The sequence below is a fragment of the Porphyromonas levii genome (assembly GCF_018206105.1).
Taxonomy (GTDB): Bacteria; Bacteroidota; Bacteroidia; order Bacteroidales; family Porphyromonadaceae; genus Porphyromonas_A; species Porphyromonas_A levii.
In genome coordinates this window covers 48,433-60,242 of sequence record NZ_JADRGN010000005.1, presented here as the reverse complement: position 1 = coordinate 60,242, position 11,810 = coordinate 48,433, and the positions used below count along the sequence as shown (strand labels likewise).

Sequence of the window (11,810 nt, the reverse complement as noted above, 5' to 3'; positions counted from 1 at the left end):
GAAATATGATATTTAACTATCTACGAATAATCTTCAGAGCCTCTTGGATTAAATTCCGACTTACTCCTCTATCTACCTCTACCTTGAGAGATGGGACTCCAAGACTCTCCTGCAGAGCCTGCAAGATAACTTCCTCAATGGTATCACTGAGTGAAGGACAAGATTGGCAAGCGCCCGAGACTTTTAGCCTCACGGTAGTACCCTCGATATCTATGAGATGTATGTCGCCCCCATGTGCTTGCAGACGAGGTCTAACTCGTTCTGCAAGCACGGCGGCAACAGTTTCTTGGGATATATGAGTATTGATGTCTTGCATTTCAGTTTACTTCTCCCTACTATCTAGAGAGGTGTCTACTCCTGCGATGTTCCTAGCCAATTGTTTCTTAGCCTCCATATTGCACTGGCGAGAAATCATAATACGCTGAGCTTGTGGCGAACCAGCACCGTGTAGGCTCTCTGTACGATAACCCACTGCAGCAGTACCGAGGGTAAGGTTTTCAATAAGGCGAAGCACACGCATACGATTAACAGTAGCAGTACCCTTAGCACCTACCAAGTATTTCTTGATGATTGGACCAAGTTCATCGTGCTTAAGGTCGGCCTCAGATGGCATGGTCACCATCAGACCACCAGCGATATCCTCAGCCAGACGAGTAATCTCGTAAGGCAGACGGGTAACATTCTGCTTGCAGACATTGGCAAGAAGCATATCAATCAGATAGTTACCTGATGCTGTAGGCTTACCCTCGGCAGAACATGCGATACCGCAGCTATAGAGGGTCTCATTGAGGTGTACCATCTCTATCAGCTTATCCTTGATATGTGAAGCCTTTGGTACACCATTATAGTCGGCAGCAAGTGCAGCAGCACCGATAAGTACATCACCTACACCTACCTTACATCCACCGTAAGACTGTCTGTGGTAACCAGCAAAACGCTCTACCAGCATATTAGAGAACTGGTACTCACGGCACATAAAGATACGATCATTAGGAACGAAGACATGATCCATTACGAAGAGTGTCTCATGACCACCGAACTGAGCGTTACCAAGGTCTATCTCCGCTCCTGGCTCCATCTTCCTAGTATCGCAAGACTGACGACCATATATGATGGTCACACCCTCAGCGTCACTTGGGATAGCGAAAGAAACTGCATAGTCTGCATCCTCCTCCTTCATGGTGCAAGTAGGCATGATAAGATGCTCATGAGAATTAACTGAACCAGTCTGGTGTGCTTTAGCACCAGTAACGACGATACCGTCGGGGCGAATCTCATCGATATGAACGTATAGGTCTGGATCCTCTTGCTGAGATGGAGAGAAGTTACGATCACCCTTAGGGTCGGTCATAGCACCGTCTACTACGAGGTCATTCTCCTGCACATACTCAAGGTATTTCTTGAAGCGCTGGTGGTAGTCAGTACCCAAGGCCTCATCCATCTCATAAGTGGTACTCCATACAGCGTTGAAGGCATCCATACCCACGCAGCGCTGGAAACATGAAGCAGTCTTCTGACCCAAAAGGCGCTGCATCTTTACCTTATTCACGAGGTCCTCAGTACTCATATGGATATGACAGAATCGGTTGATCTTCTTACCTGTGAGGCAAGAAGTAGCCGTCATCACATCCTTGTACTCATCTTGCTGTGCAAGCTCATAGGTCATAGCCAATGAGTTGAGGGATGGTCTGATCATAGGATGGTCTACTGGGTTATCGATCTTCTTACCCATAAACCATACGTTTAGATTTAGCTTTCTCAGGCTCTCAATGTACTCTTCTCTTGTCTTCATATCAGTACTTCTTAGAGTGGTTTGTATCAATATATCTACTACTATTCAGTCACCATCATTTTTTTGCTAGGAGATATAATCGAAACACTAAAAAGACTAGATACAGAGCCAGATACCAAATGCCACTAGATTCCTTTCGACAAGGAATGTACGGGTTTGCTATAAGAAGCAATGATGCTCCTCTGCTAGTAGCAACAACAAAAACTCAGTCTTAGTACAAATGTCGTGTTTTGTCTTCAAATCCCCGAAAACAAAAAAACCATCATCCAAAAAGGCAGGTCTTCTGACTCATTCTGTCAACCAAGGTTGTCGCTTTGCAGTCTTCCCATGAATCGCCCACCTTACGGAGGCTCTATCCACAGTGACTTTATAGAAGGCAAAGCTGTCTTACAGAATATACAGCTGAGGGCTCAGTCCCAGACTCTCACTGGGTTCCCTTTTCAATTGAAGCGCATGGGTTACGCACCACAATCACCTTTTCGGGGTCAAAGTTAGGCATTTATTACTAATTAGCCAAACTTTTCAGCAATTATCTACCACAGCCCTCACTTTCCCCTATTTTCACCCAATATTTAAGGTTTGCTAGAGAATATACAAGCATTTTATATCACTTAGATAATATAGGTGGTTGTCCTCATGAGAGCAACATTTTTGGCTCGCGCGAGCACCCAAATTTATTCCTAGGAATAAAAACATTTATCTGTACAAATAAATTTATTTATTCCTAGAGAAAAATACGCTTAATATCGCTCATAAAAATGATGCCTCTACGGAGGAGAGATGTAGGGGTACAATAAGAATTGAGGAACTATGGGTTTCACAACCCCTAGTTCCTCATCCCTCTCCCCGAAGCCACCTTATAGTCAACTATTTATCAGCCTTAACAGGTAATAGATCTACGCAATGTACCTTAAAGTTAACAAATAACTTATAACCATTATTGCTTGAGCTCACACAGAAAATCATTGGTTTAGGTTTTACACGATCCACAGATGTCATCTTAATAATATCAGCGATGGTAAATTCAATCGTACCCTTAGCCAGATGCACATCCTTTGAGGGTGAGCTAAATCGCATACTTAAGTTCGTAGTAAAATTGACACGCTGACGGAGAAACTCCTCCATGTCCATATTTTCTGGTTTGGAAATAGTAATATGCGCCCTTTGTGGGGAATCAACGGGATAAGGGAAATAAATATCATTAAGAATACTTTGATAATTATCTCTACTTCTATCAAAGATATATTTCTGCTCAACCTTTAGGGCACTATTATGAGCCTCGAGCCCACAGTGACCATAGACCCAAATGGTTCCACCATAGTAAGAAAAACCCTGTAGAGAAACTACCTCAGAAAGGATATCAACGCCCCGACAATCGGGGATAAACTCCCTCTTGGTAATGGTATACTCCGTGGCTTTCACCACTCTAGCCACAGAATTATCAGAGACGAGACGTAATTGGAAAGCGATTGGAGGAAGCTTGCCTAGCGGAATCTTAGATATCATAAAGTTCTTACATCCTTCCCATCCCTTCTCTACGATTATAGAGTGGTCATCTACGCCACCACCGATAGCTACGAAGTTGATAGTACTACTATCGAGTACCTTTCTGTACTTAGCCTCTAGTTCGCCATTGATATGTAGTTTCTCCACTGCAGCCTTCAGAGCGGCTTCAACCTCTTGGAGTGAATGGCTCGTCTCTACAGACATGAATACCATCCTACCGTAGTCGATATTGCTGATATATACTGGTTGGTAGTCCTTAATCACCTTAGGATCTACAGTCTTAAATATCATCTTAGGGATATCCATAGTCACAGAGTATTGCTTCTGGATAAACTTGACGAGGAAGTGGTTCTTATTGTTCTCAAAATTGAACTTCAAGTTGGTAGACACCTTGATAGCACCATTATCGAACCCAGCACCCATCTTAAAGTTGACTTCATCCATGGATCGCACTTCGTCAATACTACTGGTAGTTAAAGCAGAGCCCTCCTTAAAATTAATCTGTCCCCACTCATTAAGTGCCTTACGGTAGTCACTCATCTGAATATTCTCAAACTCTCTAGAGATCTTATCATTATCGCCTTCCTGAGTGCGTCGATCTATAGAAATCTTAATTTTAGCGCGGTCAATATCTGAAATTACTGCATAGGTACCATCACCAATAGTATTGCCGCGAAATACTACGCCTGGGAATAGGACATCATTAGTAGGATTGAGCAACACCGACTCATCGAATACCTCGGAGAGCTTGTAGCGGCGAGAAGTCTTGACCCACCAGCCAGGTTGTCCTTTTTCGTTTACACCTGGTTCACGATCAGCAGCACTCCTTGCCGCTCTTAATACTCCATCAGGTAAAAATCCAATCTCTACAGGGCGTCCATTCTCAGGGAAATCAGTAGCACGCAATGAAGTTACGCCATTGTGGACGGGTAGACCTGTGAGATAAGCCGTGATTGACTTGTTGTTCGTTAGGACTTCATTGCCATTCGGAGCATCTTTAGTCTGAGGGCTACAAGAAGCAAATACGAGTGCCGCTACAATTGAATAACCAGCGAGCGTTAGGCTCTTGAGAAAAGTTGTCTTAGAAGTCATCATAATTCACACAATTAGTTATTACACTTCCGTTAAAATACTCTTTTGTTTTGCCAACCAATGTCAAGTAGCTACTTATACCATAATAACAACACCTAAATGAAAATACTGCATGACTCTGGTAAAATTTTTATCGGTCCCTCTACACATTAATATATATACATTAAATGAGCAGTATTCCTTATCATTCTAGGCTAATCAGGCGAGTTTATGAAGTAATCTCCGAGAATAGCATGGATATTTCACACAATTTGGGTAGTTTTGTAGCGATTTAAATAAAGCAGGAAATCTATGGAGTGTAAAATCGGCACTGTGAAAGAAATAAAGGGGGACAAGATGCTGGTACACATTGAGCGCCACTCTGCTTGCAGTCAGTGCCACGCCAAGGGAGCTTGCTCTTCAGCTGACAAGGATAGTCAGTTGCTAGAGGTACAAGAGTTTCCATTAGGGCTCACGGAGGGTACGAGGGTACGCATCGTAGCCGTTGAGGGTGGCACGCCGTTGAAAGCAGTACTCTTTGCCTTTGTAATCCCTATTGTACTGATAGGCATTGGCGCAATTGTGATGAACCACCTCGAGACCAAGGAGACCACCATGCTCCTTATAATGTTGTGTGGAATCTTGTCGTACTGTGGAGTCCTATGGCTCCTAAGAGGTTATTTTGAGAAGACTTTCAGGCTGAAGGCTGAACTCGTTGATTGAAAATAATAAGATACAACTAATTGATATAACTATTTTATGGTTGGAGTAACTATTGCATTCCTCGCCATCGTGGGCGCTTTAGCCGCTGGACTACTCTTCGCGGTATCCAAGAAGTTCCATGTGGAGGAGGATGCTCGAATTGAGCAGGTAAATGAGATTCTCCCTGGCGCCAACTGCGGTGGCTGCGGTTACCCAGGTTGCTCTGGATTTGCTCGTGCCTGTGTAGAGGCAGAGTCTATGGATGGGCTTTTCTGCTCTGTAGGTGGCAACGATGTGATGCTCAAGGTAGCCGAGACGCTTGGCCGTGCAGCTGTACAGGCTGATCCTAAGGTGGCTGTAGTACGCTGTAATGGCAATTGTGAGGCGCGCCCAAGAATCAATCAGTACGATGGCGCTAGCACCTGTACTATTGCTGCGGCTACTTACGGTGGCGAGACAGGCTGTACTTTTGGCTGCTTCGGATTAGGCGATTGTACGTTGGCTTGCGGGTTTGACGCTATTCACATCAATCCTACTACAGGATTGCCCGAGGTAGACGAAGAGAAGTGTACTGCCTGTGGTGCCTGTGTCAAGGCTTGCCCTAAGATGATCATAGAGCTAAGGAATAAGGGGCCAAAGGGTCGCCGTGTATTTGTCTCTTGTGTCAATAAGGAGAAGGGCGGCGTAGCTCGCAAGGCGTGCAACAATGCCTGCATAGGTTGCTCTAAGTGCGAGAAGGAATGTAAGTTCGACGCTATCACAGTGGAGAACAACCTCGCCTACATCGACCACAACAAGTGCCGACTATGCCGCAAGTGCGTAGAGGCATGCCCTACCGGCGCTATCCATGAGGTTAACTTCCCTCCACGTAAGGAGAAAGTGGAGGCGGCAGCTACGGCAGAAGCTTAAAGTAGAATATATAAGATACCTTATAATATATAGGCGTATGTTGAAGACATTTAGAATAGGTGGTGTACACCCGCCAGAGAACAAACTATCGGCTGGCAAGGCTATCGAGGTGCTACCACTACCTGAGGAGGTACAGATACCTCTAGCTCAGCACATAGGGGCACCAGCTGTAGCGCTGGTGAAGAAGGGAGACGAGGTGAAGGTAGGAACCCTCATCGCCAAGGCAGGGGGCTTTGTCTCTGCCAATATTCACTCTAGTATCTCTGGCGTAGTACAGAAACTAGAGGAGGTGGTCGATGCTTCGGGCTATCCCAAGATGATGATTACCATCAAGAGCGATGGCACGGATACCTGGGAAGAGGACATAGACCGCTCTACCACATTGGTGCGCGAGGTGACAATGGCACAAGCCGATATCGTGGCAAGAATTGCAGACCGCGGCATCGTAGGTATGGGTGGCGCTACTTTCCCCACCAATGTGAAGCTACTCCCCCCTAAGGATCAGAAGGCAGAGGTCGTTATCCTCAATGGTGTGGAGTGCGAGCCTTACCTCACTGCCGACCATCGTCTTATGCTGGAGCACGGCGAGGAGATTTTGGTTGGTCTCACTATCCTAATGAAGGCTGCAGGTGTTTCTCGTGGCGTAGTAGGTATCGAGAATAATAAGAAAGACGCTATCGCACACCTAGAGAGCCTAGCAAAGAACTATCCAGGTGTGGAGATACAGCCCCTCAAGGTACGTTACCCTCAGGGCGGTGAGAAACAACTGATTGATGCCGTACTCGGTCGCCAGATTAAGAGCGGGCAGCTCCCTATCACAGCGGGTGCTATCGTACAGAACGTAGGTACCGCCTATGCAGTCTATGAGGCGGTACAGAAGAATAAGCCACTCATCGAGCGCATTGTGACCGTAACCGGCAAACAGCTCTCCAACCCTTCCAACTTCCTAACACGCATCGGCACTAGCAGTGCCGCTCTGATTAAGGCCGCAGGAGGTGTACCAGAAGGAACTGGCAAGATAATCAGCGGAGGTCCTATGATGGGTAAGGCGGTAGTAAACGACCATATCCCTGTAGCTAAGGGAACGAGTGGCATTCTACTCCTACCTACTCAGGATACAAAGCGCAAGCCCATGCGCAACTGCATCCGCTGTGCTAAGTGTGTAGGCGCTTGCCCTATGGGGCTCAACCCCGCTTACCTGATGAGAGATACTGTATTTAAGGATTGGGAAGAGCTCGAACGTGGCAACGTAGTAGACTGTATTGAATGTGGCTCTTGTAGCTTCACTTGCCCTGCCAATCGCCCACTTCTCGACCATATCCGTCAGGGCAAGAAGACAGTGATGGGTATCATCCGTAGCCGTAAATCCTAACGAATAGATCGAAGCAAAGAGATATGTCAAATATGCACAAACTACTCGTATCACCCTCTCCACATATACATAGCGGCGACACCATTGAGCGCAATATGTATGATGTGATCATCGCTCTCATACCAGCCTTTGGAGTATCTATCTACTTCTTCGGGCTCGACGCTCTGTGGGTGACCCTTACCTCCATCCTTGCTTGTACCCTCTTTGAGTGGGTAATAAGCCGCTTCCTATTAGGTCGCAAGGAGATTACCGTTCTCGATGGTTCAGCTGTACTCACCGGCTTGCTTCTAGCGCTCAACCTCCCCTCTACCCTCCCGCTATGGATTGTAGTGGTTGGTGCTCTTGTAGCGATTGGTATCGGCAAGATGAGTTTCGGTGGACTAGGTAATAACATCTTCAACCCTGCTATCGTAGGTCGTGTGATGCTCCTCATCTCCTTCCCAGTGCAGATGACCTCTTATCCAAGTCCTCTTGGAGAGAAATTAGTATCTGCTGGTACTGAGGCTGCGTCTGGCGCTAGTCCTCTACTAGATGCGACCTCTGGAGCTACCCCGCTAGCCATAGCTAAGGGAATTACCAAGGGTGCCGAAGGCTTCACAATGGATAAGCTCCCTGAGCTCACCGACAACCTCCTAGGTATGGTAGGTGGCTCAATGGGTGAGGTAAGTGCCATAGCACTCCTCATAGGCTTTGCTTATCTACTCATCCGCAAAGTCATCACTTGGCACATCCCAGTAGCTATCATTGCTACCGTTGCCATCTTCGCAGGCATTATGAATGGCGTGAGCCCTGATGTATATGCAGGACCTCTATTCCATATCCTCAGCGGAGGACTCCTACTCGGAGCTATCTATATGGCTACCGACTACGTCACCAGCCCTATGAGCAAGAGCGGAATGCTACTTTATGGTATCATGATAGGTATCATCACTATGCTCATCCGTCTCTTTGGTTCCTATCCCGAGGGTATGTCCTTTGCAATCCTCTTTATGAATGGTATCGTGCCTATCATCAATAGGTATATGCAACCTAAACTCTTTGGAAAAAGTAAGAAAGCATGAAGAAGTTAGCATCAACACTACCCAATATGCTGCTCTCTCTGACACTCATCGCAGCAGTAGCAGCAGCCCTACTCGCTTTTGTGTACCAAACCACAGAGCCAGTCATTAGTGCCTCCAAGATAGCGACCCTCAAGTCTGGTATCGATAGAGTCGTACCAGAGCACGACAACGTGCCATTCGAGGAAGAGCTCATGGTAGACGACTACAAGATCTATCCCGCTCGCAAGGGTGGCGAACTCGTAGGCTATGCCGTAGAGAGCTACACCAATAATGGCTTTGCGGGGCTAGTGAAAGTACTCGTAGGTATCGACAAAGAGGGCAATATCATCGACTACACCGTACTCCAGCAAGCCGAGACCCCAGGTCTGGGTAGCAAGATGGAGGCATGGTTTAGAGGAGAGAAAGGCAGCGTACTTGGCATGAACCTTACCACGCCACTACAAGTAACAAAAGACGGAGGACAGGTGAATGCCATCAGCGCAGCTACTATCTCCAGTCGCGCCTTCCTCGAGACACTCAACGGAGCTTATGCTGTGGTGCAGAAAGCCATAGCAGATGGACAACTAAAGTAACAGACATAGACTATGAATAAGTTAAAGATAATACTCAATGGTATCATCAAGGAGAACCCGGCTCTCGTGTTGCTCCTCGGTATGTGTCCTACCTTAGGAACCACTTCGAGCGCTATGAACGGTATGGGCATGGGACTCGCAACGACCTTCGTGCTCATCTGCTCCAACATAGTGGTATCATCCCTCAAGAGCCTAATTCCAGACTCAGTACGCATCCCAAGCTATATCGTTATCATAGCTACCTTCACTACACTGGTGCAGATGCTTTGTGAAGCCTACGTGCCTGCTCTCTATGCATCACTTGGTATCTTCCTACCACTGATTGTTGTGAACTGTATCGTGCTAGGTCGTGCGGAGTCTTTTGCAGCTAAGCACAATATATTTGACTCTGCTCTCGACGGTATCGGCATGGGACTTGGCTTTACCCTCGCTCTCACCATTATTGGTTTTGTGAGAGAAGTACTCGGCTCAGGCAAGGCATTTGACCTCTCACTCTTCCCAGAGGAGTATGGTGCACTAGTATTTGTGCTCGCTCCTGGAGCTTTCATCGTGCTCGGATTTATTATCGGCATCAAGAATGCCATCGATCGCAAAAGCAATAAGACAGCATAAGAGATATGGAATACATTATACTATTTATCAGTGCGTTACTTGTCAATAACGTAGTATTCACACAGTTCTTAGGTATCTGTCCATTCTTAGGCGTATCCAAGAAGGTAGATACAGCTATAGGTATGGGCGCTGCCGTTACCTTCGTGGTGACAATAGCTACCCTCATCACCTATGCGATACAGAAGCTGGTGCTCGATCCTCTTTCAATAGGGTTTATGCAAAATATTGCCTTTATCCTAGTGATCGCTTCAGTAGTGCAGATGATGGAAATGGTTATCAAGAAGATTTCCCCATCCCTCTTCCAAGCACTAGGAGTATTCCTCCCGCTGATCACCACCAACTGTATGGTACTTGGTGTTGCTATCTCAGTAATTCAGAAAGACTTCAACCTAGGTCAGTCTATCATCTACGCCGTAGGTACAGCAGCTGGTTACACCCTTGCGATTGTCATCTTCGCTATGATTCGCGAGCAGCTCGCCAAGACCAAGGTTCCTGCTGCACTTTCCGGTATCCCTATCGCCCTAATCACAGCCGGCATCCTTGCCATGGCATTTATGGGCTTCTCAGGAGTCGTGTAAATAATAGAATCGGTTCGTAAAGACCGATAGTGGCTGCATAGAAACTTACCTGTGCAGCCACTATTTTATTTGTTCAGAATAGCAATAATCCTTACATTTGCTGTTAATCATGTTAAACACCATTAATCTACACCATCATGAACAAAAGATTACTACTCATCCTTATCTGCCTACTGCCCTTTGCCTCCGATGTAATGGGGCAGAGCGAGCACTTCACCACCTACTACGGTCGGACCATTCAGGTCGGCGATACCCTGTGGATAGGCGCACCAAAGCACTGCAATAGCATTTTCCTCCCCGAGCTCAAAGCAGACAAGTACACCAAAAACAAATATCTTGTCACAGCTGATATGAAGTCCTACTACTACCAACCTCTAGTAGTAGACAGCTTACTTAAGGATAGGATATTGATGGACAATAATTATTCCAATCAAACCATCAACGCCCTTTGCTCCGCATCTAACGGCGCTCAATTCTATGTCAATATTGATAACGCAGTACACAACTATGAGCTTCAGATGGGACAAGGATACAACGAAGCCTACCGCCAGCAATACTCAGAGCTTACCGACCTCACTAAACTCCTCTACTATATCCATACCGAGCAGATCTCAATCGACGACAAAGCCATCCTCAGGTACATCTTACTAGTTAACCCTGAACTCGGAAAGACTTGCGAGCACGACAAGTTTACCTTCCGCAGAGAAAAAGACCACTACCTCTCTCTCCTCAAAGCCGACCTCGCCACCTTCCCCGAAAAGCTAGAGAAGACGACCTTCTACTACCCCAAGAAATTGAATAATGGGCTGGGGAATGACAAGACCTACGACCCCGAAATCAATGGTTATCTGATTACCGAGCTCTACGACTGCAAAGGCTATTATGATTCTGGCTACAACACCCACGATATCTGCCTCCTCCACCAGCCTTGCAAGACCATACTAGAGATGTCCGAGGATAAAGCCGAAGCCTACGAGCGAAAGCTAAAGGGCAATAGTCCGTACCTAAATAGATACGAATACGCCATGGTCTATGTCCGACTCATGCCCTTCGAAAAGGGAGCCTATGTCACTAATGAATATGTCTGTGCCCTACTTCTCGGAGCAGAGATATTTGACCACCCCTCTTGTAAATGCAACTACCTAGGCAACGTCACTTTCGACCCACATCACTACGACAATGTCCTACGAGAGCAAAAGAAAGAGCTCACGAAAAAGAAAATAGAGACCGTAGCAGAAGTCGCTGGCGGAATCCTTGGCATCCTATCGCTATTCTAGTCGCCCCTACTTAGGCGACAACCCTCAACGCCTCAGGCTATACAGTTTCTGTAGTCAGTATATCCGATGACCATTTAGTATATATTAATTGACCATTTAGTATATATTAATTGACCAATTTAGTATATACTAATTGACCCATTTAATATATACTAATTCACCAGATTAGTATATATTAAATGGTCATGCACTATCCATAGGCGGTTAATATGCTCTATATAAAAGGGTTATACACTCATAGTAAGAGCGCCTTACCCTGAATTAGGTTGACCTTTTTCGTGGGTTATCTACCGACCCAGTTGACCTTAGACACCAAAGGTTTCCTTAGTGTATTGACTTCTAGTTCCTACTTTACTTG

11 protein-coding genes and 1 riboswitch are annotated in these 11,810 nt (G+C 46.1%); of the genes, 8 read left to right on the top strand and 3 right to left on the bottom strand.

All coding sequences use genetic code 11. The features are described from left to right. Positions 1-16: 16 nt before the first annotated feature. The 3 genes from IX315_RS02095 to IX315_RS02085 form a co-directional block, all read right to left on the bottom strand. Complete coding sequence (locus tag IX315_RS02095; protein ID WP_134849024.1) at positions 17-316, bottom strand: NifU family protein; 300 nt, start codon at positions 314-316, stop codon at positions 17-19. 6 nt (positions 317-322) lie between these two features. Continuing rightward, on the bottom strand, positions 323-1,792 hold the full coding sequence (locus tag IX315_RS02090; RefSeq protein WP_018357738.1) for a 4-hydroxyphenylacetate 3-hydroxylase family protein: 1,470 nt from the start codon (positions 1,790-1,792) through the stop codon (positions 323-325). 256 nt (positions 1,793-2,048) lie between these two features. Then, positions 2,049-2,286, bottom strand: a riboswitch (cobalamin riboswitch). A gap of 373 nt (positions 2,287-2,659) precedes the next feature. Further along, on the bottom strand, positions 2,660-4,393 hold the full coding sequence (locus tag IX315_RS02085) for a thiol-activated cytolysin family protein (RefSeq protein ID WP_211638614.1): 1,734 nt from the start codon (positions 4,391-4,393) through the stop codon (positions 2,660-2,662). Between the two features lie 288 nt (positions 4,394-4,681). Here IX315_RS02085 and IX315_RS02080 point away from each other — a divergent pair, with 288 nt between their 5' ends. The 8 genes from IX315_RS02080 (at position 4,682) to IX315_RS02045 (ending at position 11,452) form a co-directional block, all read left to right on the top strand. Further along, positions 4,682-5,092: a SoxR reducing system RseC family protein gene (locus tag IX315_RS02080; RefSeq protein WP_018359030.1), complete on the top strand. Its 411-nt coding sequence runs from the start codon at positions 4,682-4,684 to the stop codon at positions 5,090-5,092. 36 nt (positions 5,093-5,128) lie between these two features. Continuing rightward, positions 5,129-5,980, top strand: a complete 852-nt coding sequence (locus IX315_RS02075; protein ID WP_018359029.1) for a Fe-S cluster domain-containing protein — start codon at positions 5,129-5,131, stop codon at positions 5,978-5,980. Positions 5,981-6,017: 37 nt separating this feature from the next. After that, positions 6,018-7,352, top strand: coding sequence for an electron transport complex subunit RsxC (gene rsxC / locus IX315_RS02070; RefSeq protein ID WP_018359028.1), 1,335 nt, complete (start codon positions 6,018-6,020; stop codon positions 7,350-7,352). Between the two features lie 32 nt (positions 7,353-7,384). Continuing rightward, positions 7,385-8,413 carry an RnfABCDGE type electron transport complex subunit D gene (locus IX315_RS02065; protein WP_206077061.1) on the top strand — a complete coding sequence of 343 codons (1,029 nt, stop codon included), beginning with the start codon at positions 7,385-7,387 and terminating at the stop codon, positions 8,411-8,413. Further along, complete coding sequence (locus IX315_RS02060) at positions 8,410-8,985, top strand: RnfABCDGE type electron transport complex subunit G (protein ID WP_018359026.1); 576 nt, start codon at positions 8,410-8,412, stop codon at positions 8,983-8,985. The genes IX315_RS02065 and IX315_RS02060 overlap by 4 nt, the downstream gene beginning before the upstream one ends. 12 nt (positions 8,986-8,997) lie before the next feature. Beyond that, positions 8,998-9,597, top strand: coding sequence for an electron transport complex subunit RsxE (gene rsxE, locus IX315_RS02055; protein ID WP_018359025.1), 600 nt, complete (start codon positions 8,998-9,000; stop codon positions 9,595-9,597). A 5-nt stretch (positions 9,598-9,602) separates the two neighbouring features. Beyond that, positions 9,603-10,175: an electron transport complex subunit RsxA gene (gene rsxA, locus IX315_RS02050; protein ID WP_018359024.1), complete on the top strand. Its 573-nt coding sequence runs from the start codon at positions 9,603-9,605 to the stop codon at positions 10,173-10,175. A 137-nt stretch (positions 10,176-10,312) separates the two neighbouring features. Further along, entirely contained in the window at positions 10,313-11,452 is a 1,140-nt protein-coding gene (locus tag IX315_RS02045; RefSeq protein ID WP_211837123.1) for a hypothetical protein, read from the top strand. Positions 11,453-11,810 lie beyond the last annotated feature (358 nt).

What these genes read in the sequence shown, in the direction of transcription:
- IX315_RS02095 (WP_134849024.1), bottom strand. Translation starts at nt 316, where the DNA reads ATGCAAGACATCAATACTCATATATCCCAAGAAACTGTTGCCGCCGTG.
- IX315_RS02090 (WP_018357738.1), bottom strand. Translation starts at nt 1,792, where the DNA reads ATGAAGACAAGAGAAGAGTACATTGAGAGCCTGAGAAAGCTAAATCTA.
- IX315_RS02085 (WP_211638614.1), bottom strand. Translation starts at nt 4,393, where the DNA reads ATGATGACTTCTAAGACAACTTTTCTCAAGAGCCTAACGCTCGCTGGT.
- IX315_RS02080 (WP_018359030.1), top strand. Translation starts at nt 4,682, where the DNA reads ATGGAGTGTAAAATCGGCACTGTGAAAGAAATAAAGGGGGACAAGATG.
- IX315_RS02075 (WP_018359029.1), top strand. Translation starts at nt 5,129, where the DNA reads ATGGTTGGAGTAACTATTGCATTCCTCGCCATCGTGGGCGCTTTAGCC.
- rsxC (WP_018359028.1), top strand. Translation starts at nt 6,018, where the DNA reads ATGTTGAAGACATTTAGAATAGGTGGTGTACACCCGCCAGAGAACAAA.
- IX315_RS02065 (WP_206077061.1), top strand. Translation starts at nt 7,385, where the DNA reads ATGCACAAACTACTCGTATCACCCTCTCCACATATACATAGCGGCGAC.
- IX315_RS02060 (WP_018359026.1), top strand. Translation starts at nt 8,410, where the DNA reads ATGAAGAAGTTAGCATCAACACTACCCAATATGCTGCTCTCTCTGACA.
- rsxE (WP_018359025.1), top strand. Translation starts at nt 8,998, where the DNA reads ATGAATAAGTTAAAGATAATACTCAATGGTATCATCAAGGAGAACCCG.
- rsxA (WP_018359024.1), top strand. Translation starts at nt 9,603, where the DNA reads ATGGAATACATTATACTATTTATCAGTGCGTTACTTGTCAATAACGTA.
- IX315_RS02045 (WP_211837123.1), top strand. Translation starts at nt 10,313, where the DNA reads ATGAACAAAAGATTACTACTCATCCTTATCTGCCTACTGCCCTTTGCC.